The sequence below is a fragment of the Arthrobacter oryzae genome (assembly GCF_030812315.1).
Classification (GTDB): Bacteria; Actinomycetota; Actinomycetes; order Actinomycetales; family Micrococcaceae; genus Arthrobacter; species Arthrobacter oryzae_B.
In genome coordinates this window covers 462,297-483,661 of the sequence record NZ_JAUSSM010000002.1, presented here as the reverse complement: position 1 = coordinate 483,661, position 21,365 = coordinate 462,297, and the positions used below count along the sequence as shown (strand labels likewise).

Annotated in this window: 21 protein-coding genes; 19 read left to right on the top strand and 2 right to left on the bottom strand. The window is 66.1% G+C overall.

Annotated elements, in window-relative coordinates:
* Positions 1-51 precede the first annotated feature (51 nt).
* The 5 genes from J2S97_RS05695 (at position 52) to nusB (ending at position 3,329) form a co-directional block, all read left to right on the top strand.
* Entirely contained in the window at positions 52-591 is a 540-nt protein-coding gene (locus J2S97_RS05695; protein WP_307047778.1) for a shikimate kinase, read from the top strand.
* Entirely contained in the window at positions 588-1,679 is a 1,092-nt protein-coding gene (aroB, locus tag J2S97_RS05690) for a 3-dehydroquinate synthase (protein ID WP_307047366.1), read from the top strand. Before J2S97_RS05695 ends, aroB begins: the two co-directional genes overlap by 4 nt.
* Positions 1,680-1,693: 14 nt before the next feature.
* The gene (locus J2S97_RS05685) at positions 1,694-2,212 is read left to right on the top strand and encodes a tetratricopeptide repeat protein (protein ID WP_307047776.1); all 519 of its coding nucleotides are present in this window, start codon (positions 1,694-1,696) and stop codon (positions 2,210-2,212) included.
* 143 nt (positions 2,213-2,355) lie between these two features.
* Positions 2,356-2,919 (top strand): elongation factor P, encoded by a 564-nt coding sequence (gene efp, locus J2S97_RS05680; RefSeq protein ID WP_028267136.1) that lies wholly within the window; start codon positions 2,356-2,358, stop codon positions 2,917-2,919.
* Complete coding sequence (gene nusB, locus J2S97_RS05675; protein ID WP_307047363.1) at positions 2,919-3,329, top strand: transcription antitermination factor NusB; 411 nt, start codon at positions 2,919-2,921, stop codon at positions 3,327-3,329. Before efp ends, nusB begins: the two co-directional genes overlap by 1 nt.
* A gap of 117 nt (positions 3,330-3,446) precedes the next feature.
* Here nusB and J2S97_RS05670 read toward each other — a convergent pair whose 3' ends face one another.
* Positions 3,447-4,727 (bottom strand): PrsW family intramembrane metalloprotease, encoded by a 1,281-nt coding sequence (locus tag J2S97_RS05670; RefSeq protein ID WP_307047362.1) that lies wholly within the window; start codon positions 4,725-4,727, stop codon positions 3,447-3,449.
* 207 nt (positions 4,728-4,934) lie between these two features.
* Here J2S97_RS05670 and pyrR point away from each other — a divergent pair, with 207 nt between their 5' ends.
* The 13 genes from pyrR to J2S97_RS05605 all read left to right on the top strand — a co-directional run bounded on the left by pyrR (position 4,935) and on the right by J2S97_RS05605 (position 20,235).
* Positions 4,935-5,519, top strand: a complete 585-nt coding sequence (gene pyrR, locus J2S97_RS05665) for a bifunctional pyr operon transcriptional regulator/uracil phosphoribosyltransferase PyrR (protein ID WP_028269121.1) — start codon at positions 4,935-4,937, stop codon at positions 5,517-5,519.
* On the top strand, positions 5,516-6,529 hold the full coding sequence (locus J2S97_RS05660) for an aspartate carbamoyltransferase catalytic subunit (RefSeq protein WP_307047359.1): 1,014 nt from the start codon (positions 5,516-5,518) through the stop codon (positions 6,527-6,529). The genes pyrR and J2S97_RS05660 overlap by 4 nt, the downstream gene beginning before the upstream one ends.
* Complete coding sequence (locus J2S97_RS05655; protein WP_307047357.1) at positions 6,529-7,923, top strand: dihydroorotase; 1,395 nt, start codon at positions 6,529-6,531, stop codon at positions 7,921-7,923. The genes J2S97_RS05660 and J2S97_RS05655 overlap by 1 nt, the downstream gene beginning before the upstream one ends.
* Positions 7,923-8,444 (top strand): PH-like domain-containing protein, encoded by a 522-nt coding sequence (locus J2S97_RS05650; RefSeq protein ID WP_307047355.1) that lies wholly within the window; start codon positions 7,923-7,925, stop codon positions 8,442-8,444. Before J2S97_RS05655 ends, J2S97_RS05650 begins: the two co-directional genes overlap by 1 nt.
* A complete protein-coding gene (gene carA, locus J2S97_RS05645) occupies positions 8,425-9,699 on the top strand; it encodes a glutamine-hydrolyzing carbamoyl-phosphate synthase small subunit (protein ID WP_307047353.1) in 1,275 nt (424 codons plus the stop codon). The genes J2S97_RS05650 and carA overlap by 20 nt, the downstream gene beginning before the upstream one ends.
* Positions 9,699-13,040 carry a carbamoyl-phosphate synthase large subunit gene (gene carB / locus J2S97_RS05640; RefSeq protein ID WP_307047351.1) on the top strand — a complete coding sequence of 1,114 codons (3,342 nt, stop codon included), beginning with the start codon at positions 9,699-9,701 and terminating at the stop codon, positions 13,038-13,040. Before carA ends, carB begins: the two co-directional genes overlap by 1 nt.
* On the top strand, positions 13,033-13,896 hold the full coding sequence (gene pyrF, locus J2S97_RS05635) for an orotidine-5'-phosphate decarboxylase (RefSeq protein WP_307047349.1): 864 nt from the start codon (positions 13,033-13,035) through the stop codon (positions 13,894-13,896). The genes carB and pyrF overlap by 8 nt, the downstream gene beginning before the upstream one ends.
* Before the next feature lie 107 nt (positions 13,897-14,003).
* On the top strand, positions 14,004-14,354 hold the full coding sequence (gene mihF / locus J2S97_RS05630) for an integration host factor, actinobacterial type (RefSeq protein ID WP_307047347.1): 351 nt from the start codon (positions 14,004-14,006) through the stop codon (positions 14,352-14,354).
* Positions 14,351-14,923, top strand: coding sequence for a guanylate kinase (gene gmk, locus J2S97_RS05625; RefSeq protein ID WP_307047345.1), 573 nt, complete (start codon positions 14,351-14,353; stop codon positions 14,921-14,923). The genes mihF and gmk overlap by 4 nt, the downstream gene beginning before the upstream one ends.
* Positions 14,924-14,962: 39 nt before the next feature.
* Positions 14,963-15,223, top strand: coding sequence for a DNA-directed RNA polymerase subunit omega (gene rpoZ, locus J2S97_RS05620; RefSeq protein ID WP_011692102.1), 261 nt, complete (start codon positions 14,963-14,965; stop codon positions 15,221-15,223).
* A gap of 54 nt (positions 15,224-15,277) precedes the next feature.
* On the top strand, positions 15,278-16,513 hold the full coding sequence (gene coaBC, locus J2S97_RS05615) for a bifunctional phosphopantothenoylcysteine decarboxylase/phosphopantothenate--cysteine ligase CoaBC (RefSeq protein ID WP_307047341.1): 1,236 nt from the start codon (positions 15,278-15,280) through the stop codon (positions 16,511-16,513).
* 110 nt (positions 16,514-16,623) lie between these two features.
* Positions 16,624-17,859: a methionine adenosyltransferase gene (gene metK, locus J2S97_RS05610; protein WP_307047339.1), complete on the top strand. Its 1,236-nt coding sequence runs from the start codon at positions 16,624-16,626 to the stop codon at positions 17,857-17,859.
* Positions 17,860-18,063: 204 nt separating this feature from the next.
* The gene (locus tag J2S97_RS05605) at positions 18,064-20,235 is read left to right on the top strand and encodes a primosomal protein N' (RefSeq protein WP_307047336.1); all 2,172 of its coding nucleotides are present in this window, start codon (positions 18,064-18,066) and stop codon (positions 20,233-20,235) included.
* A 9-nt stretch (positions 20,236-20,244) separates the two neighbouring features.
* On the opposite strand, the gene J2S97_RS05600 is transcribed toward J2S97_RS05605, so the two are convergent.
* The gene (locus J2S97_RS05600) at positions 20,245-20,460 is read right to left on the bottom strand and encodes a helix-turn-helix domain-containing protein (protein WP_373460509.1); all 216 of its coding nucleotides are present in this window, start codon (positions 20,458-20,460) and stop codon (positions 20,245-20,247) included.
* 123 nt (positions 20,461-20,583) lie between these two features.
* On the opposite strand from J2S97_RS05600, the gene map reads away from it, so the two are divergent.
* A complete protein-coding gene (map, locus tag J2S97_RS05595; RefSeq protein WP_307047332.1) occupies positions 20,584-21,354 on the top strand; it encodes a type I methionyl aminopeptidase in 771 nt (256 codons plus the stop codon).
* Positions 21,355-21,365: the final 11 nt, after the last annotated feature.

The following is a 21,365-nucleotide window of genomic DNA, read 5'->3' as shown; positions in this document are numbered from 1 at the left end:
AGCACCAGGAACGGCGCAGCGCCGCGGCGGCCCATCGCGCTTATCGGGCCCATGGCCGTCGGCAAGTCGGCGATCGGACACCAGCTCGCGCAGCAGCTGGGGGCGGCGTTTGTCGATACCGACATCGTAATTGTGGAAAACCACGGAACCATTGCGGACATCTTCGCCGCCCGCGGCGAGAGTGCTTTCCGGGAGATTGAAGCCCGGACCGTGGCCCGGGTGATCGAAGACGCCCAGCACACCAGTACCGTCATTTCGCTGGGCGGCGGGGCTGTCCTCGACTCCGGCACCCAGCAGCTTCTGGGCCGCTGCACGGTGGTTTACCTGGAGTGCGACGCCGATACAGTGTCTGAACGCATCGCCCGGAACTCGGGCCGTCCACTCCTGGCCGGGGACGCCATGGGCCGATGGCGCGCATTGTTTGCCACCCGGCAACCCGTGTACGAACGGCTCGCCGATCTCGTTTTCGATGTCCGCAACGGATCCGTCGCGGATCTCGGACATCGGCTGGAAGAGGCGCTGCGTGAGTACGCGGCGGCACAGACCGCAGCGGCGGAGCCAGTGGCCGCAACAAAGGAAGTTGAAAAGTGAGTAGCGAATCAACCGTCATCAAAGTCACCGGTAAGTCTGCCGCTGACAACTACGACGTCGTTGTGGGCCGCGGCCTGCTGCAACGCCTTCCGGAACTCCTGGGGGAGCGCGTCAAGCGTGTCCTGGTCATCCATCCGCGTGCCCTGCGGCTCACCGGGGACACCGTCCGCGATGAACTGGCCTCGGCCGGGTTCACGGCGCTGACAGCCGAAATCCCGGACGCCGAAGAAGGCAAGCACATCCAGGTTGCCGCGTTCTGCTGGCAGGTCCTGGGCCAAAACGACTTCACCCGGTCCGACGCCGTCGTGGCAGTCGGCGGAGGTGCCGTCACCGACCTCGCGGGGTTTGTGGCCGCGACGTGGCTTCGCGGGGTCAAAGTCATCCACATGCCCACCAGCCTGCTCGGCATGGTGGACGCATCCGTCGGCGGCAAGACCGGCATCAATACGGCCGAAGGCAAGAACCTCGTGGGCGCCTTCCACCCGCCGGCCGCCGTGCTCGCTGACCTTGATACCCTGGGTACGCTCCCGAAGAACGAGCTGATCTCGGGGATGGCTGAGGTCATCAAATGCGGGTTCATCGCCGATCCTGCCATCCTGGACCTCATCGAAAAGGACCCCTCGGCAGTCACCGATCCCCAGTCCGCGGTCCTGCGGGAGCTGATCGAACGCGCCATCGCGGTCAAGGCGGACGTGGTGTCCGAGGACCTCAAGGAAACCGGCCGGCGCGAAATCCTCAACTACGGGCATACGCTGGGTCACGCGATCGAGCTGGTGGAACGCTACTCGTGGCGCCACGGTGCAGCCGTATCCGTGGGAATGATGTTCGCCGCGGAGCTCGCCCGCAGCGTGGGCCGCCTGAGCGACGCTGACGCCGACCGCCACCGCACCATCCTGGAAACCCTGGGACTGCCGATCACCTACCGCCGGGACCGCTGGCAGGGACTCCTCGACGGCATGCGCCGGGACAAGAAGTCCCGCGGCGACCTGCTGCGCTTCGTGGTGCTCGACGGCATTGCCCGGCCGGGGATCCTTGACGTCCCGGACACGTCCCTGCTGTTTGCCGCCTACCAGGAGATTGCCTCTTGATGATGACCGACATGATGATGGATTCCATGGGCGGCACGAGTGAGTGGCCGGATGCGGGTTTCCCGGGCATCAAGATCAACCCGGACACCCTGATGCCCGGAATCGTTAACGAGGAAGCCTGCAGCTCCGCCCTTCAGGCGTCCTCGGATCCGGCGGACCGCATCATGGTCCTGCTGGTGGAAGGCCATGCCGCCGACGCCGCGGAGCTCCTGGCCGAGGCACGCTACAACGATCCCGAATCCTTCCGGCTGCGCGCCTTCGAAGCCGAGGTGCTGCGGGTTTCCAGGCGTTTCGACCGTGCCGTGGATCTTTTCCGCCAGCTCCTGGGGGAGGTCCAGGGAACCGAGCTGGAAGCGCTGGCGCACCAGCACCTGGGACGTGCGTACTACGCCGGCGGCAACACCGCGGCCGCCGTTGATGAGTTCGCGAAAGCCCTGGACCTGAGGGTCGCAGGGTCCGCGGACGCCGCGCTGATCTACTCTTCCACCGTTGCGCTGCAGCGGGCACGGAACGTCCTGGAAATGGCGGCCTAGCGGCCGTCGCGCGAGCCCGCCGGCATTACCGGTAGAATGGTTCTTGGATTTTTGACAAATACTCGCTGGCGGCCTTTTGGCGTGCCTGCCTGACATAACCGGCTGGCAGCTAGAAGCAGTCAGATAGAAACCAGAGGATATCAGTGGCAACCACAAACGACATCAAGAACGGAACCGTGCTGAAGCTTGAGGGCCAGCTCTGGAACATCATCGAGTTCCAGCACGTCAAGCCGGGCAAGGGCGGCGCTTTCGTCCGCACCAAGATGCGCAACGTCATGTCCGGCAAGGTGGTCGACAAGACCTTCAACGCCGGCCTCAAGATCGAGACTGCCACGGTTGACCGCCGCGACTACCAGTACCTGTACCAGGACGGCGCTGACTTCGTGTTCATGGACACCCAGGACTTCGACCAGATCACCGTTTCCGGTGCCACGGTAGGCGACGCCACCAACTTCATGCTGGAAAACCAGATGGTCAACATCGCCATCCACGAAGGCACTCCGCTGTACATCGAGCTCCCGCCGAGCGTTGTCCTCGAAATCACCTACACCGAGCCGGGCCTGCAGGGCGACCGCTCCTCCGCCGGCACCAAGCCGGCAACGCTGGAAACTGGCTACGAGATCCAGGTGCCGCTGTTCGTTGAGAACAACACCAAGGTCAAGGTCGACACCCGCGACGGCAGCTACCTCGGTCGGGTCAACGACTAGTGAGCGCCCGCGGTAAGGCCCGTAACCGGGCCCTGGATGTTCTCTTCGAGGCGGAGCAACGCTCCCTTTCGGCTTTTGATGTGCTGCGGTCCCGCCGCGAAAAAACCGACCAGATCGTCAACCCCTATACCCTCGAGATCGTCGAAGGCGTGGTGTCCCACCAGGTTGCCATCGACGAATTCCTGGAGACCTACTCGCAGGGTTGGACACTGGAACGCATGCCCTCGGTGGACCGCATCATCCTGCGCATCGGCACGTGGGAACTGCTCTACAACGATGACGTTCCCGACGGCGTAGCCGTCAGCGAGGCCGTCGCCCTGGCGAAAACGCTGTCCACGGACGAGTCGCCGTCGTTCATCAACGGCCTGCTGGGCCGGCTCCAGCAGCTGAAGCCGTCGCTGCTGGCCTAGCCGCAGCCGGTGTAAAGGGCCGGTGCCCGCCTCACGGCGGGCGCCGGCCCTTTCCCGTATCTCCGCCTTTTCCGTTTCCATTTGGCCGGGTGTTCTGGCGACGGACAAGCCCTTGCCTCAGCGCAGCACAGCGTCCCGCCGGGCCACGACTTCCGCCAGCTGGCGGTGCTCGTCGAGCTGGTGGGCAGGGACGTCCCGCCCGCTGAGGATTCGTTGCCGGGTGAAGGCCAGCTGGGTGGCCGAACGAAGGAAGGACTTCATCTGCGGCGCCCGGCCGAACTGCTTTGCCCAGCGCACCGCGGACCGGCGGCCGCCGGCAGTCGACAGCATCTCCACTTCCGGCGGCGTGAACCACCCTGCGGCGGCATATTCCTGGAGCCGCTGCCGCGTTAGCCGTGATTCCGCCACGCGGAGCACCACAATGACGACGACGGCCAGCACGAAGATGGGCACCTGCACCACGATGTACTGAACCAGGAAGTCCTGGCCCATGCTGTTCCACATGCTGTGCAGGAACATCGCCGGGGCCAGGCCGACGAAGAACGCGACCACCGACATTCCGGTGTGCCAGCGGCGTGCGGCGAAACCGAGGATGAGTCCCGTGGCTCCGGTGAAAATGGCGTGCGCAAACGGGGACATCACGCCCCGAAGGAAGAAAACGACCGCGAGGTCGGTGCCGGGTGTGCTGGACTCGGCGATTGCCCGCCCGAAGTACAGGATGTTTTCCGTGAAAGCGAAGCCGCCGGCAATGGTGAAGGCGAACACCACGCCGTCCACGGGGCCGTCGAAGTGCTTCCGCGCGAAGACCAGGAGCAGCAGCAGGCCCAGGGACTTGGCGAACTCCTCCACGACCGGGGCCTGCACGGTCACGGCAAAGGTCCTGTAGTCCATGCCGACCGGCGGTGCTGCCGCCAGTGCGAAGAACGGCTGGATCAGCAGCGTGACGGAAATGGACACGGCGGCACCCCAGAGGAAGGCAAACAACAGCAGCCGCTTGGGCTCGGGCTCCCAGCGGTCGATGAAGTAGACGGCCAGCAGCACGGCGCTGAGCGGAATCAGGGAGGCGATGAAGCCGATCACGAATCCGGTGACGCCCGTGTTGCCCACGAGGTAGGGGAGGACAAGGAAGAGGCTGGCGAAGGCAAGGAAGCCCCCGCCGCCTACAAGCCCCATGACTCCCATAGTGGTGCGGTTCCCGGCAAGTGCAGGCGGCATCACCGTGTGGGCGGCCGGCGCAAAGCTGTTGGCAGGTGCAGCCCGGTAGTGATCGGGCCGGACCTGGCCCATCCACGTGGGATTGGCCTGCTGGGGCAGAGGCTGTCCGGGCCATGGGGGCTGCTGCCCGTAGCGTTGACCGCCGGATGGATTGTGCTGCGGCCAGTGCTCGTTCGATGTCATGGGACTGAGCCTATGTCCCTCGCCCCGTCGCTTCCAAGGCGGGAGCGCCGTCGCTGCGGCGGTCCTCACCGGCCCGTGGGTGTGATGTTAAACGCCTGCCCGCCCGCGGCCGGGCAGGCGGGCCGGGATGCCGCGTGTGGTAATTTTGAAGAGCAAATGTTCCTTTTTTAATTCCGTCCCGTGAGGCGGGGAAAGGGGAGACGAGCGTTGACTTCAGTCACAGAAGCACCGGTTCCGGCCAGGGTTGTGCTCAACTCTGCGGATATTGACCGTGCACTCACTCGTATCGCCCATGAGATCCTCGAGGCCAATAAGGGTTCCCAGGATCTGGTGCTGCTCGGCATTCCGCGCCGCGGCTACCCGCTGGCAGTCCGGCTGGCCAAGAAAATTGCCGCCGCCGATCCCACCGTGGACGCCGCTGCCATCGTCGGCCAGCTGGACGTCACCATGTTCCGGGACGATCTCTCCCACCAGCCCACGCGGCCCCCGTACCCCACGCAGCTGCCGCGCACCGGCATCGACAACAAGGTGGTGGTCCTGATCGATGACGTCCTCTACTCCGGCCGGACCATCCGCGCGGCCCTCGACGCCATCGTGGACCTCGGCCGCCCGCGCATCGTCCGGCTTGCCGTCATGATCGACCGCGGCCACCGCGAACTGCCCATCCGCGCCGACCACGTCGGCAAGAACCTCCCCACCTCCTCCTCCGAAAAGGTCCGGGTCCGGCTTGAAGAGACCGATTCCGTTGACGGCACCCCGGTCAACGAAGTGGTCATTGAGGCAGGCGCATGAAGCACCTGCTCTCCACCGAAGACCTCAGCCTGGGCAACGCCATCCGCATCCTCGACACCGCCGAGGAAATGGCGGCAGTGGGAGACCGGGAAGTCAAAAAGCTGCCCGCCCTGCGCGGACGCACGGTTGTGAACCTGTTCTTCGAGGATTCCACCCGCACCCGCATCTCCTTTGAAGCGGCAGCCAAGCGGCTGTCCGCGGACGTCATCAACTTCGCCGCCAAGGGATCCTCCGTCTCCAAGGGCGAGTCCCTCAAGGACACGGCCCAAACGCTGGCCGCCATGGGGGCCGACGCCGTCGTCATCCGCCACTGGGCCTCCGGTGCGCCGCACCGGCTGGCAGCCACGGACTGGATCGACGCCGCCGTCATCAACGCCGGCGACGGCACCCACGAGCACCCCACCCAGGCGCTGCTGGATGCTTTCACCATGCGCCGCCACTGGGCCCGGTTGAACGGGACACCGTCCGCCGGGGCGGACCTGAAGGGCATGCGGGTCGCCATCGCCGGCGACGTGCTGCACTCCCGCGTGGCCCGCTCGAACGTCTGGCTGCTCCGCACCCTCGGGGCGGAGGTCACCCTGGTGGCGCCGCCCACCCTGCTGCCCATCGGCGTCGGGCAGTGGCCCTGCAGCGTCAGCTACAACATGGACGAGACCCTGGCCAAGGGCGTCGACGCCGTTATGATGCTGCGCGTCCAGGGCGAACGGATGAATGCATCCTTCTTCCCCACAACGCGCGAATACTCCCGCCGCTGGGGCTTCGACGACAACCGCCTCCGCGCCCTGGACAAGCTGGGCCTGAAGGACACCATCATCATGCACCCCGGTCCCATGAACCGCGGTCTTGAAATTTCCTCCGCGGCCGCGGACTCACCCCGGTCAACCGTGCTGGCACAGGTGCGGAACGGCGTGTCCGTCCGGATGGCCGCACTTTACCTGCTGCTCTCCGGGGACACCCGCGAACCAGCCGCACCCCCCAACGCCGCCTATTCCACCAAGGAGCGCCACTGATGGCACACAAACAACAGGATGCAGCCAACACGGGCGCCTACCTTATCCGCGGCGCGGCGATCCTCGGCGGCGCAGCCGAAGACCTCCTGATCCGCGACGGCGTCATCGCCGAACGGGGCCGGGACCTTGCAGCGGACGGCGCCACCGTCATTGAGGCTGCCGGCCTGGTGGCACTTCCCGGCATGGTGGACATCCACACGCACCTCCGCGAACCCGGACGGGAAGACGCCGAAACCGTGGAGACCGGCACACGCGCCGCAGCCCTCGGCGGCTACACCGCCGTGCACGCCATGGCTAACAGCAACCCCGTTGCCGACACCGCCGGCGTCGTGGAACAGGTCCACAGCCTGGGACGCGCCGCAGGCTGGGTAGACGTCCGTCCCGTCGGCGCCGTGACCGTGGGCCTCGCGGGCGAGCAGCTGGCCGAGCTCGGCGCCATGGCAGACTCCCGCGCTAAGGTCCGTGTCTTCTCCGATGACGGCATCTGCGTCCACGATCCCGTGCTGATGCGCCGCGCCCTCGAATACGTCAAGGCGTTCGACGGCGTCGTGGCCCAGCACGCGCAGGAGCCCCGGCTCACCGCCGGCGCGCAGATGAACGAAGGCGACGTCTCGGCTGTGCTCGGCCTGACAGGCTGGCCGGCGGTGGCCGAGGAAAGCATCATTGCCCGCGACGTCCTGCTTGCCCAGCACGTCGGTTCAAGGCTCCACGTCTGCCACGTCTCCACGGCAGGATCAGTGGAAATCATCCGCTGGGCCAAAGCACGGGGGATCAACGTCACCGCCGAAGTGACGCCCCACCACCTGCTGCTCACTGACGAACTCGTCCGCAGCTACGACCCCGTCTACAAGGTCAACCCGCCGCTGCGCACCGACTCCGACGTCCAGGCGCTCCGTGCCGCCCTGGCCGACGGCACCATCGACGTCGTCGGAACGGACCACGCCCCGCACCCCAGCGAACACAAGGAATGCGAATGGGCGCAGGCGGCCATGGGCATGACCGGGCTCGAAACTGCCCTGTCCGTCGTCCAGGACAGCATGATCGAAACCGGCCTGATGGGCTGGGAGGATTTCGCCCGCGTCACCTCCACCGTTCCCGCCGTGATCGGCCGCGTTGCCGACCAGGGACGCCCGCTGGAGGCCGGCGAACCCGCCAACGTCACACTGGTGGACCCGGCTGCGCGCTGGACCGTGGACCCTTCTAAGATGGCAACCATGGGCCGTAACTCTCCGTTCGCCGGCAGGGAACTTCCCGGCAGGGTCGTGGCGACCTTCTTCAGGGGCCATCCCACGGTCCTCGACGGACACCTCAACACCCCGTACCGGTACCCGGCCGACGCGCCTGCTACCGCCCCGGCCGACGCGCCTGCTACCGCCCCGGCCGGCGGGTACTGATGGACACGAAACTCCTGTCGCTGGTAACCACGCTTCCGCTCATCGCCATCGTGCTGGTTCTCATCGGCATCGGCTGGCGGAACCGGCTGCGGCGCCAGTCCGACGTCGAACAGCTGCCGGCCGTTCCCGCGGAACTGAGCCTGCCGCTGGCCACGGCGGCGGGCCAGTACGTTGCCACCACCACAGCCGGCGACTGGCTGGACCGCATCGCCGTCCACGGCCTTGGAATCCGCACCAACGCCGAGCTCACCATCCACCCGGAAGGCGTGCTGTTCGAACGTTCCGGAGCATCGCCCGTTTTCATCCCGGCAGCGAGGCTCACCGGAGTCCGCCAGGAGAGCGGCATGGCCGGGAAATTCGTCGAAAAGGGCGGACTCCTGGTGGTCAGCTGGACGCTGGGAAGCCGTGAGCTGGACACCGGTTTCCGGTCCCGGCGCGCCGACGACAAGCCGGTCCTCCTCGAAGCCTTTCAAGAATTGATCTCCGCAGCCCCTCAGGCAGATGCCGATAGTGGAAAGTAACAACGTGACAGAGACAGAAGTGACAGCAAACGCAGGTACCGCACCTGAAACGGAAATTTCCACGCCGGCGGTGCTGGTGCTCGAGGACGGCCGCATCTTCCGCGGCCGCAGCTACGGCGCCACCGGGACAGCCCTGGGCGAGGCAGTCTTCGCCACCGGCATGACCGGCTACCAGGAGACCATCACCGACCCCTCCTACGCCCGCCAGCTTGTGGTCCAGACGGCGCCGCACATCGGCAACACCGGAGTGAACGCCGACGACGCCGAGTCCCGCCGCATCTGGGTGGCCGGCTACATTGTCCGCGACGCGGCACGCCGGCCCTCCAACTGGCGTTCGGAACGGTCCCTTGACTCCGAACTCGTGGAACAGGGCATCGTCGGCATCCAGGGCGTTGACACCCGTGCCATCACCCGCCACCTGCGCGAACACAAGACCATGCGCGCCGGGATCTTCTCCGGCGAGGCCGCCCGTGCCACCGATAAGGAACTGGTGGACACGGTCCTGGCCAGCGCCCCGATGGAAGGCGCCCGCCTCGCCGAGGAAGTCAGCGTGGACGAGTCATACATCGTGGAACCCAAGGACTGGGGCTGGGACGGCGAGCCGTTGTTCAGCATCGCCGCGATCGACCTCGGCATCAAGCGGATGACCCCCATCCGCTTCGCCGAGCGGGGCATCCGCGTCCACGTCCTGCCCGCGACCGCCACGCTGGCGGACGTCCAGGCAGTCAACCCGGACGGCTTCTTTATGTCCAACGGTCCGGGCGACCCCGCCACGGCCGACAACCAGGTCAAGCTGCTCCGCTCGGTGCTGGACGAGAAGCTGCCGTACTTCGGCATCTGCTTCGGCAACCAGATCCTGGGCCGCGCCCTGGGCTTCGGCACCTACAAGCTCCGCTACGGGCACCGCGGCATCAACCAGCCCGTGATGGACCGCCGCACCGGCAAGGTGGAAATCACCTCGCAGAACCACGGCTTCGCCGTGGACGCCCCGCTCGACGGCGCCACCCAGGCTCCCGAGGAGCGCTACGGCCGTGTTGAGGTCAGCCACGTCAGCCTTAACGACGACGTCGTGGAAGGCCTCTCCTGCCTGGATATCCCGGCCTTCTCGGTGCAGTACCACCCGGAAGCCGCCTCCGGACCGCACGACGCCGCCTACCTTTTTGACCGCTTCATCGAGCTGATGGCGGACACGAAGAAGGCAGCCGCCGCCACCCCTAAGCCTTCCACCGATTCCAAGACTGAGGACAAGAAGTAATGCCCAAGAGAACTGACCTTAAGAGCGTCCTGGTCATCGGTTCCGGCCCCATCGTGATCGGCCAGGCTGCCGAGTTCGACTACTCCGGCACCCAGGCTCTCCGCGTCCTCAAGGAGGAAGGCCTGCGCGTTATCCTGGTCAACTCCAACCCGGCCACCATCATGACGGACCCCGAGTTCGCCGATGCCACCTACGTGGAGCCCATCACCCCCGAGGTGGTGGAGAAGATCATCGCCAAGGAACGGCCCGACGCCATCCTGCCTACGCTGGGCGGCCAGACGGCGCTCAACACCGCCATCGCGCTGGACAAGAACGGCGTGCTGGAAAAGTACAACGTGGAACTGATCGGCGCGAACATCGCGGCGATCGAACTCGGCGAGGACCGCGAGAAGTTCAAGGGCGTCGTCGAGCGCTGCGGGGCTGAGTCCGCCCGCAGCCACATCATCCACAGCATGGACGAAGCCATCAAGGCCGCCGAAGACCTCGGCTACCCGATGGTGGTCCGCCCGTCCTTCACCATGGGCGGCCTCGGCTCCGGCCTCGCCTACACGGAGGACGACCTGCGCCGGATCGTGGGCCAGGGCCTGCAGTACAGCCCCACCAGCGAGGTGCTGCTCGAAGAGAGCATCCTCGGCTGGAAGGAATACGAGCTTGAGATGATGCGGGACAAGAACGACAACGTGGTTGTTGTCTGTTCCATCGAGAACTTCGACCCAGTGGGCGTGCACACCGGCGACTCCATCACGGTGGCTCCGGCGCTGACCCTGACGGACCGCGAATACCAGCGCCTGCGCGACATCTCCATCGCGGTCATCCGCGAAGTGGGCGTGGACACCGGCGGCTGCAACATCCAGTTCGCCGTCGAACCGGACACGGGACGCGTCGTTGTCATTGAAATGAACCCCCGCGTCTCCCGGTCCTCGGCGCTGGCCTCCAAGGCCACCGGCTTCGCCATCGCCAAGATCGCCACGAAGCTGTCGCTGGGCTACACCCTGGACGAGATCCCCAACGACATCACCCAGAAGACCCCGGCGTCCTTCGAGCCGACCCTGGACTACGTTGTGGTCAAGGTTCCGCGCTTCGCCTTCGAGAAGTTCCCGGCGGCGGACCCCACCCTGACCACCACCATGAAGTCGGTGGGCGAGGCCATGGCCATGGGCCGCAACTTCACAGAGGCGCTGCAGAAGGCGCTCCGCTCCCTGGAACAGAAGGGCTCGCAGCTGGACTTCAGCCACGTTCCCGAATGGGAAGTCGCCGAGCTGATCGAAAAGTCCAAGCGGCCGACCACCGAACGCCTGCACCAGGTGCAGCGTGCGCTGCTCGGCGGCGCCACGGTGGAGCAGCTTTTCGAGGCCACCAAGATCGACCCGTGGTACCTGGACCAGCTCCAGCTGCTCAACGAGATCTCCCAGGAGATCCGCAAGTCCACCGCCCTGACCCAGGAGATGCTGCAGCGCGCCAAGCGCCACGGCTTCTCCGACGAGCAGATCGGCGCGCTCACCAACAACCAGGAAGCCGTGGTCCGCGGCGTCCGCCAGGCCCTGGGCATCCGTCCGGTCTACAAGACCGTGGACACCTGCGCCGCGGAATTCGCCGCCTACACCCCGTACCACTACTCGTCCTATGACGAGGAGGACGAGGTGGCGCTGCACGCGAAGCCGTCCGTCATCATCCTGGGCTCCGGCCCGAACCGCATCGGCCAGGGCATCGAGTTCGACTACTCCTGTGTCCACGCCTCGATGGCCCTCCGCAAGGCCGGCTACGAGACCGTCATGGTCAACTGCAACCCGGAAACCGTCTCCACCGACTACGACGTATCCACGCGCCTCTACTTCGAACCGCTGACCCTTGAGGACGTCCTCGAAGTCATCGCGGCCGAGGAACGAACCGGCGGCGTCATGGGCGTGTTCGTCCAGCTCGGCGGCCAGACCCCGCTCAAGCTCGCTCAGCAGCTGGCCGACGCCGGCGTGCCGATCCTCGGCACGTCGCCGGAAGCCATCGACCTCGCCGAACACCGCGGCGCGTTTTCCCGCGTCCTGGACGAGGCCGGGCTGATTTCACCCAAGAACGGCACTGCCGTGTCCTTCGAGGACGCCAAGAAGATCGCCGACGAAATCGGGTACCCGGTACTGGTGCGGCCATCCTACGTGCTGGGCGGACGCGGCATGGAGATCGTCTACGACGAGCCCAACCTCTCCCGCTACATCGCCAATGCGACTGAAATCACCACGGAACACCCGGTGCTGATCGACCGGTTCCTGGAGGACGCCGTCGAGATCGACGTCGACGCCCTCTACGACGGCACCGAAATGTACCTCGGCGGCATCATGGAGCACATCGAGGAGGCCGGCATCCACTCCGGCGACTCCGCGTGTGTGCTGCCCCCGATCACCTTGGGCAACAACGTGATCGAGCGCGTACGGACCGCTACCCTGGCAATCGCCGAGGGCGTGGGCGTCCGCGGCCTCATCAACATCCAATTCGCCCTGGCCTCCGACGTCCTGTACGTCCTCGAAGCCAACCCGCGGGCCTCCCGCACCGTGCCCTTCGTCTCCAAGGCCACGGGCGTCCAGATGGCCAAGGCTGCTGCGCTGATCGGCACCGGCGTGACCATCAACCAGCTCCGCAGCGCCTACAAGATGCTGCCGGAAACCGGTGACGGCTCCACCCTGCCGTTCGACGCCCCAGTGTCGGTCAAGGAAGCCGTGCTGCCGTTCAGCCGCTTCCGCACGCCGGAGGGCAAGGTTGTGGACTCCCTCCTCGGCCCGGAAATGCGCTCCACCGGCGAGGTCATGGGAATCGACAAGCACTTCGACACGGCCTTCGCCAAGAGCCAGGCGGCCGCCAACAACGCGCTGCCCACCGAAGGGAAGATCTTCGTTTCCGTGGCCAACCGGGACAAGCGCTCGGTCATCATGGGTGTGAAGCGACTCTCCGACCTCGGCTTCGAGATCGTCTCCACCGGCGGCACCGCCGACGTCCTGCGCCGCAACGGCATCCAGGCCACCCCGGTCCGGAAGGTCGCCGAGGGCAGCAGCGCCGAAGGTGAAGGCACCATCGCCGACCTCATAATCGCCGGCGAGATCGACATGGTCTTCAACACGCCGTCCGGCGGCGAAGCCCGCATCGACGGTTACGAACTGCGTGCCGCGGCAACCTCCATCGGCATCCCGTGCATTACCACGGTGGCCGAGTTCAACGCCGCGGTCCAGGCCATCGAGGCGCTGCGCACCTACGAATGGTCCGTGACCAGCCTGCAGGAGCACGCCGCTGCGCTGGTGGCCTCGCAAAACAGGGTCGCCCAGGAAGCAGCAGTCACCACGGCAGCACAGAATGCCTGAGTCCGCAGCAGCAACGGCCGGCCGGGAGTCCTTCGGCTCCCGGCTCGGCCAGGCCATGGCGGACCGCGGTCCGCTGTGCGTCGGGATCGATCCCCACCCCGGGCTCCTGAAGGCCTGGGGACTGAACGACGACGCCGCTGGCCTTGAGCGCTTCTCGCTCACCGTTGTGGAGGCAGTGGGTTCGCTCGCTGCCGCGGTGAAGCCGCAGGTGGCCCTGTACGAACGGCACGGCTCGGCGGGAATGGCGGTGCTGGAACGCACCCTCGCAGCCGCCGCCGATGCCGGCGTGCTGACCATCGCGGACGCCAAGCGCGGGGACATCGGCTCCACCATGGCCGCCTATGCCGACGCTTGGCTCCGGGACGGCTCCTCGTTAGCCGCGGATTCGGTGACCTTGAGCCCGTACCTTGGCTTCGAATCCCTGCGCCCCGCGCTGGACCTTGCAGCGGAGTACGGCCGCGGTGTGTTCGTCCTGGCCCTGACGTCCAACCCGGAAGGCGCCTCCGTCCAGCACGTGGGCGGCGCGGATTCCGTGGCGCGCCGGATCACCGACGCGGCAGCTGCGGAGAACCGCCGGTACGCCGGAACCTTCGGCTCAGTCGGCCTGGTGGTTGGCGCCACCGTGGGCGGAGCACTGCAGGACCTGCAGCTGGACCTGGAGGCGGTGCGGGGGATCATCCTCGCACCCGGGCTCGGTGCACAGGGCGCCACCGCGGCGGATCTGCGGGCAACGTTCGGCGCCGCCTACGCGCAGGTTCTTGGCACCTCGAGCAGGGACATCCTCTCGGCGGGTCCCGCTGTTGGCGGGCTTCGCGAGGCTGCCCTGCGAACCCTGGAACCGCTGCTGACCAGCTGATCCATTGATTTCTGCGGCATTGATTTCTGCGCCGGGCAAAGGGTAGGTTCAGGAGGACTCCAACGGCCGATGCCTTGGATCAGACTGACGATTCGGGGGTGACGGAAGTGAGCTTACGGCCCTTGACGGAGCAGGAACGCGCGGACGCCCTGGGCAAGGCTGCGGCCGCACGGGCTGCCCGGGCTGAAGCCAAGGAACAGCTGAAGTCGGGAATGCTCTCCGTGGCTGACCTCATCACTTCCGGCGACGGCGATTCCGCCCTGGCGCGCATGAAGGTTTCCGAGATGCTCGAGGCCCTGCCCGGGATCGGCCGTGTGCGGGCGGCGGCCATCATGGACGAGCTGGGCATTGCCGCGTCCCGCAGGCTGCGGGGGCTCGGCATTCACCAGCGCCGGGCGCTGGTAGATTTTATGAACGAGAAACAGGTCCATCCGAATACCGCCCAAAGGAATATGTGAGCAAGAAACCGGGACTGACAGTCCTCGCCGGCCCGACGGCTGTTGGCAAAGGCACCGTGTCCACCTACATCCGGGACAACTACCCCGAGGTCTGGCTTTCCGTTTCCGCCACCACGCGTGAACCGCGCCCGGGGGAGCAGGACGGCGTGCACTACTTCTTCAAGTCTGCCGAGGAATTCGACGCACTCGTGGCCGGCGGGGAGCTGCTGGAGTGGGCCGTGGTCCATGGCCGCAACCGTTACGGCACGCTCCGCAGCACCGTGGACGCCGCCATTGCCGATGGCCGCTCAGTGCTGCTGGAGATCGATCTGCAGGGCGCGCGGCAGGTCAAGCAGGCCGTTCCGGAGGCGCAGTTCGTCTTCCTCGCCCCTCCCACATGGGAGGAAATGGTCCGTCGCCTGGTGGGCCGCGGCACCGAAACGGCCGAGGAACAGCAGCAGAGACTGGAAACCGCTAAACTAGAACTTGCCGCTGAGCCGGAGTTCGATCACACCGTCATCAATGATGACGTTCGACGCGCAGCGGACGAGCTTGTTTCACTCATGGGGCTGACCCCGCACCCGCATTAGCAGCTGGGTCGGATCGGCCCGCTAGAATTTGGAGAATTCGTGTCCACGAACCTTGAAGGCATCATCAACCCGCCGATCGACGAACTGCTGAAGGCAGCTGATTCCAAGTACGGCCTGGTGATCTTCGGTGCCAAGCGTGCACGTCAGATCAACGCATACTACGCCCAGCTGCACGAGGGCCTGTTCGAATACGTGGGCCCCCTGGTCGACACCAAGCTGAACGAGAAGTCGCTTTCCATCGCCCTGCGCGAGATCAACGAAGGCAAGCTCGTTTCCACGCCGATCGAACCTGCAGAGTAAAACTCTTCAGCCTAGATCTCATCAGACTACAGACTGCCTGTTGACGGAGGTCACGTGCGCATAGTCCTCGGAGTCGGGGGAGGGATTGCCGCCTACAAGGTGGCATCGCTCCTCCGGCTTTTTACTGAAGCCGGCCATAACGTCACGGTGATCCCCACAGACGCGGCCAACCGCTTCGTCGGAGTCGCGACCTGGGAAGCCCTGTCCGGAAACCCGGTCAGCAACAGCGTCTTTGACGACGTTCCCTCCGTCAACCATGTACGCCTGGGGCATGAGGCGGACCTCATCGTTGTGGCTCCGGCCACGGCGGATCTCCTGGCACGGGCCGCCGGCGGCCACGCCGACGACCTCCTGACCAACACCCTCCTGATGGCCAGCGGCCCGGTGCTCATGGCACCTGCCATGCACACCGAGATGTGGCTGCACGCCGCGACCCAGGCCAATGTGGAGACGTTGCGCAACCGCGGTGTGACGGTGCTCGAACCCGCCAGCGGGCGGCTCACCGGTTCCGACTCAGGTCCCGGCCGGCTGCCCGAGCCGGAGGCCATTTTCGAAGCCGCCCTTGCCCTCATGCAGGACGGCGGGGTTCCCGCGCAGCTGCCGCTGGCCGGACGCACCGTCACCATCAGCGCGGGCGGCACGCGTGAACCCCTGGACCCGGTCCGGTTCCTCGGCAACCGGTCCTCGGGGAAGCAGGGCGTTGCACTGGCAGTGGCCGCCCGCAACGCGGGCGCCAGCGTCAGGCTGATCGCCGCCCACATGGAAGTACCCGTCCCCGCCGGCGTCGAGGTGGTCCGGGTGGAAACAGCGGTGCAGCTTCGGGAAGCTGCGCTGCGCGCGGCAGCCGACTCCGACGTCGTGGTCATGGCCGCCGCCGTGGCGGACTTCCGGCCTGCCGAGGTTTCGGACACCAAGATCAAGAAGCGGGAAGACACGGCCGATCCTGTCATCAGCCTGCTGCGCAACCCGGACATCCTGCAGGAGCTCGTGGAGGTTCGGTCAGCAAACAGGCCGGGGCAGCTGATCGTGGGGTTTGCGGCCGAAACCGGCGATGCCCACGGCGATGTGCTCGCCTACGCCGAGGCCAAGCTGCGTCGGAAGGGCTGCGACCTGCTGGTGGTCAACCACGTGGGCGAGGGCCTGGTGTTTGGACAGGACCACAACTCCGTAGTCATCCTTTCCCGTTCCGGCTCCGAACCACAGGCGGCATCCGGTTCGAAGGACGATGTTGCGGCCGCCGTCATTGACCGCATCAGCTCTGAGCTGAGCCGCGTGTTTCCACGATCCTGATTTTTCGCGACACTGGCTTCCAGAGCCTGAGAGACCGGCGTGTGCAAGGCCTGCTTAGCAGGGGGACACATGCCGAGGCCTGACCGAATCCCAACCAGTAAGGTAGTTGAGTGACTTTACCGCTGCACATTCCCGCATCCCACGGCGCTACACCGCCGTCCCTTCGTCTTTTCACGTCGGAGTCCGTGACTGAAGGACATCCCGACAAGATCTGCGACCAGATCAGCGATGCGATCCTGGATGCCCTGCTGGCGAAGGACCCCGAGTCCCGCGTTGCCGTCGAAACCCTGGCCACCACCGGACTCGTGCATGTAGCGGGCGAAGTCACCACCGACGCGTACGTGGAGATCCCGCAGATCGTGCGCGAGACCATCCTTGGGATCGGCTACGACTCCTCGGCCAACGGTTTCGACGGCGCCCGCTGCGGCGTCTCCGTATCCATCGGCCAGCAGTCCAACGACATCGCCGGCGGCGTCTTCAATTCACTGGAGGCCCGCGAAGGCCGCCAGGAAGACGACTATGACCTCCAGGGAGCAGGCGACCAGGGCCTCATGTTCGGCTACGCCAGCGACGAGACGCCGTCCTACATGCCCGTCCCTATCTGGATTGCGCACCGCCTCTCGGAACGGCTCACCGAAGTTCGCAAGAACGGCGAACTTCCGTACCTCCGCCCGGACGGCAAGACCCAGGCCACGATCGGCTACGACCGCGACCGGCCGGTTTCCGTCGAAACCGTCGTGATCTCCAGCCAGCACGCAGAAGGCGCCAGCCTCGAGCAGTTGCGCGCTGACCTCGCGACGCACGTGATCGATCCCGTGCTGGCGGCAGCCAACCTGGACATCTCCCGGACGCGCAATATCCTCAACCCTGCCGGTGCATTCGTGATCGGCGGCCCCGTTGGCGACGCCGGACTGACCGGCCGCAAGATCATCGTAGACACCTACGGCGGCATGGCCCGCCATGGTGGCGGTGCGTTCTCCGGCAAGGACCCGTCAAAGGTTGACCGCTCAGCGGCTTACGCGATGCGCTGGGTGGCCAAGAACGTGGTTGCCGCGGGACTCGCCAAGCGGGCCGAGATCCAGATCGCCTACGCCATCGGCCAGGCACGGCCCGTGGGCACGTACGTGGAGACCTTTGGCACGGAAACCGTCGATCCCGAGCGCATCAGCCAGGCGATTGCCGAGATCTTCGACCTGCGTCCCCGTGCCATCATCGACGCGCTGGACCTCAAGCGGCCCATCTACGCGAAAACCGCGGCGCACGGCCACTTCGGCCGCGACGATCCCGACTTCACCTGGGAACGGCTGGATCGCGTGGACGAGCTCAAGGCCTTCTTCAACGCTTGAGAACCACCGGCCGGCCGCAGTATGCGGCGCAGGCATAGGCCGCCGGAATAATTGTCGGTGCTGTGTGTTTGGCTGTAGCAGGGTCCCTATCCGGGCGGCCCTGCTACAGTGCTTTCCGGCTGATGACGGTTAGGTCCAGCGCTTATATCTGCTGTTCCCGAACCGCTGGCACGACAACTGGCACGCTGAATGGAGGTTGGTCCCATGGCTTCCTTTCCCGGCGACGGATCCGGCACCGAAGAACCGCTCCAGCTTTCACTGCTCCAGGGGTTCCCGGCGGGCCGTGCGCAGGCTCCCGGCGGACCCGCTCTCGCACCTTTGCTGCCTGTTGCCCGGGTGCTCATCGAGTCGTCGCTGCCCCATCTGGACAGGCCGTTCGACTACAGTGTGCCGGCGTCGCTTGATGTGGTCGCGCAGCCCGGCGTCCGCGTCAAGGTCAAGTTCAACGGCCAGGATCTCAGCGGCTTCATCCTGGACCGGCTGGTTGAATCCGATGCGGGGCACACCCTCGTGCCGCTCCACAAAGTGGTGTCTCCAGTTCAGGTGCTCACGCCGGAACTGGCCGGACTCGCAGGCAAAGTCGCCGCCCGGTACGCCGGAACGCTGAGTGACGTGCTGCGTGTGGCCATTCCGCCTCGGGTCGCCAAGCTGGAAAAGGAACTGGCGGCTGAAGGCACACTCTCCTCCGGCAAGCCTGCTGCCGAAGCAGGCCTCGCAGGGGAAGTCGCAGCGGAGGAGCGGGAACAGGCTTGGGCCCGCGTTCCCGCCGCAGGGCCGTGGTCCCGCTATGTCAACGGTGTGGCGTTCCTTGAACATCTTTGGGCCGGCGAGTCGCCGCGTGCGGTCCTGAGCGCACTCCAGGGCTTCGGCCCCGCCGGCTGGCCCGCACTCCTGGCCGAAGCCGTGGCGGCCGTCCGCGCCTCGGGCCGCGGAGCAGTGGTGGTGGTGCCGGATTACCGCGACCTGGATCGGGTGGAGGAGGCCTTGGCCGCCCTGCTGCCACGGGAGGACATTGCCCGGCTCACCGCCGACGACGGCCCGACCGCCCGCTACCGCAGCTACCTTCGGGTCCTCGCCGGCAGCGCCGGGGTTGCCGTGGGCACCCGCTCGGCAGCGTATGCCCCCGTGCACAACCTGGGCCTTGTGGTGTGCTGGGACGACGGCGACGACCTCCACATCGAGCAGCGGTCGCCCTATGCGCACACCCGGGAGATCCTCCTCCTGCGGGCGGAACAGGAACGTGCTGCCTGCCTCATGGCAGCACATACGCGCAGCACTGAACTGCAAAGGCTGGTGGACGCCGGCTGGGCCAGGGCCGTTGAGGCCGACCGGCCGGAGGTCCGCCGGACGGTGCCCCGTGTCCTGAACACGGCGGACAGCTTTGAACAGGAACGCGACCCCCTTGCCCGGATCGCCCGGCTGCCTGGCGCGGCCTGGCGTGCCGCCAAGGAAGGGTTGGAGCGCGGCCCTGTCCTGGTCCAGGTGGCCCGTTCCGGTTACGTGCCGTCACTGGTCTGCGACTCGTGCCGGGAACCCGCGCGCTGCACGGCCTGCAGCGGACCGCTTGCAGTGGCTGGCGCCGCCGGCAGTTCAGCCGTGCCCCAATGCCGCTGGTGCTCCGCTCCCGCGCCGGCCTGGCGCTGCAGCCACTGCACCAGCCCGCGGCTGCGCCGGTCCGCCACAGGCGTGCTGCGGACCGCGGAGGAACTGGGCCGGGCGTTCCCCGGCAAGCCTGTCATCACCTCGTCCGGGGACCACGTCAAGGCCGCTGTCCCGGACACCAAAGCCTTGGTCGTGGCCACCGTGGGGGCCGAGCCTGTGGCAGCCGGCGGCTATGCGGCCGCACTGCTGCTGGACGGGGATTCGTTGCTGCGCCGCGAAAACCTCCGCGCGGGCGAGGACGCCGTCCGCCGCTGGTTCAACGCCGCGGCGCTGGTAAAGCCTGCCCGTGAGGGCGGCCTTGTTGTCATCACCGCCGATGACACGGCCGGGGTCGGCGCACTGCTTCGCTGGGACGCCGGGGGATATGCGCGGCGCGAGCTGGCTCTGCGCCAGGAGCTCCACTTGCCCCCGGCAGTCCGGATAGCCTCCGTGACCGGCGGCCGGACCGCCGTCGGCCACTTCACAGAGGCGATTGAAAAGCAGCTGGCAAGGCAGGACATTACCCTGCGTACAGCGGGCCCGGCTCCGCTGCTGTTGTCGGACGCACGCGCCGGCCAGTGCGAAGGCAGCGAGGACGTCCGGACCCTGCTGTTCATTCCTTATGCCCGGGCGGCCGAAGCCACCCGCGTGATGAGGGCCGTCAAGGCAGCCGCAGCGGCCAGGCGCAGCGATGATCCAGTGCAGCTCAGGCTTGACGGAGTGGATGTCCTCTAGCTGATGCGCCTAGGAAGCTACATCGAGCTTCTCACCCGATGACTTTCGTAGTGTTCCCTGGATGGCATCCAGGGAGAGAGCCAGTTCTTCGGCAAGGGCAGCAACGATCATGAAGGACGGTGTCGCAATTCGACCCGTCTCGATTTTCCTAAGGGTCTCAGGGGATATGCCTGCCCCGAGCGCTACCTGGACAAGGGTCCGTTCCCCTCGCGCATTACGGAGCATCTCTCCCAGCAGCCTCCCTGCACGGACGTCTTCTGGGCTTAGGGGGACTCTAACCATCTTCTAAGCTTAGTACCGTTATAGTAGTACCGTTATAATAATAACGGTACGACGTTGGAGGAACCATTGATTGAGCTACTCACGCCCCGGGAAGTTGACGTGGCACGCCTGTCCGGGCAATTCGTGGCGAAGACTCTGGCGGACTTGAGGGAGAGAATCGAGCCCGGGACGAATCTCTTGGACATCAACGACTGGGCAGCTTCGATGATCCGGAGCGCGGGAGCCCGCTCGTGCTATGTCGACTACGCCCCGTCGTTTGGGCGCGGCCCCTTCGGAAAGGTCATCTGCACGTCCGTCAACGATGCCGTTTTACACGGCCTCCCTTATGACTACGTTCTGAGGGATGGGGATCTGCTCACGCTTGACTTCGCAGCAAGTGTTGATGGTTGGGTCACTGATTCCGCCATCAGCTTCGTTGTAGGGGAGTCCCCTGCACTGCAGGACCTGCACATGATCGAAACCACGGAGAAGGCGCTTCTGGCCGGTATCCGGGCAGCCCGGTCCGGAGCGCGTATTGGAGATATCTCCCATGCAATTGGTTCAGTCCTCGAATCAGCACACTTCCAGGTCAACACCGAATTTGGCGGACATGGCGTTGGAAGCACCATGCATCAGGACCCGCATATTCCGAACACCGGTACACCTGGACGCGGATACACGCTTCGCCCCGGACTGCTATTGGCCATAGAACCCTGGATCATGGACGGCACCAGCAAACTCGTTACAGCTCCTGACGGGTGGACCTTGTGCAGTTCCAACGGCCGTCGGACTGCGCACTCCGAGCACACGATTGCCGTCACGGAATCCGGTCCCGTCGTCCTCACCCAACTGGCCTAAAAAGAGCGGCT

Coding starts and splice junctions, on each gene's coding strand:
- J2S97_RS05695 (WP_307047778.1), top strand. CDS start 52: ATGGCCGTCGGCAAGTCGGCGATCGGACACCAGCTCGCGCAGCAGCTG.
- pyrF (WP_307047349.1), top strand. CDS start 13,033: ATGCCTGAGTCCGCAGCAGCAACGGCCGGCCGGGAGTCCTTCGGCTCC.
- J2S97_RS05650 (WP_307047355.1), top strand. CDS start 7,923: ATGGACACGAAACTCCTGTCGCTGGTAACCACGCTTCCGCTCATCGCC.
- J2S97_RS05685 (WP_307047776.1), top strand. CDS start 1,694: ATGATGGATTCCATGGGCGGCACGAGTGAGTGGCCGGATGCGGGTTTC.
- J2S97_RS05670 (WP_307047362.1), bottom strand. CDS start 4,727: ATGACATCGAACGAGCACTGGCCGCAGCACAATCCATCCGGCGGTCAA.
- J2S97_RS05655 (WP_307047357.1), top strand. CDS start 6,529: ATGGCACACAAACAACAGGATGCAGCCAACACGGGCGCCTACCTTATC.
- carB (WP_307047351.1), top strand. CDS start 9,699: ATGCCCAAGAGAACTGACCTTAAGAGCGTCCTGGTCATCGGTTCCGGC.
- J2S97_RS05605 (WP_307047336.1), top strand. CDS start 18,064: ATGGCTTCCTTTCCCGGCGACGGATCCGGCACCGAAGAACCGCTCCAG.
- carA (WP_307047353.1), top strand. CDS start 8,425: ATGCCGATAGTGGAAAGTAACAACGTGACAGAGACAGAAGTGACAGCA.
- J2S97_RS05600 (WP_373460509.1), bottom strand. CDS start 20,460: ATGCTCCGTAATGCGCGAGGGGAACGGACCCTTGTCCAGGTAGCGCTC.
- J2S97_RS05660 (WP_307047359.1), top strand. CDS start 5,516: ATGAAGCACCTGCTCTCCACCGAAGACCTCAGCCTGGGCAACGCCATC.